Origin of the sequence: Mycobacterium ostraviense (assembly GCF_002705925.1) — a bacterium.
Taxonomy (GTDB): Bacteria; Actinomycetota; Actinomycetes; order Mycobacteriales; family Mycobacteriaceae; genus Mycobacterium; species Mycobacterium ostraviense.
In genome coordinates this window covers 1-271 of record NZ_NKRE01000091.1, presented here as the reverse complement: position 1 = coordinate 271, position 271 = coordinate 1, and the positions used below count along the sequence as shown (strand labels likewise).

The following is a 271-nucleotide window of genomic DNA, read 5'->3' as shown; positions in this document are numbered from 1 at the left end:
CTGTATGACTGCTATTAATCGCATCCTTATTGTGGATGATGAAGATAATGTTCGCCGTATGCTGAGCACCGCTTTTGCACTACAAGGATTCGAAACACATTGTGCGAACAACGGACGCACAGCATTACACCTGTTTGCCGATATTCACCCTGATGTGGTGTTGATGGATATCCGCATGCCAGAGATGGACGGCATCAAGGCACTAAAGGAGATGCGCAGCCATGAGACCCGGACACCCGTTATTCTGATGACGGCCTATGCGGAAGTGGAA

General features: G+C 49.1%; 1 protein-coding gene. It reads left to right on the top strand.

Annotation, left to right across the window (positions count from 1 at the left end):
* Positions 1–31: 31 nt before the first annotated feature.
* A partial coding sequence (locus CDN38_RS33690; RefSeq protein ID WP_204903265.1) for a response regulator occupies positions 32–271 on the top strand: 240 nt, incomplete at its 3' end.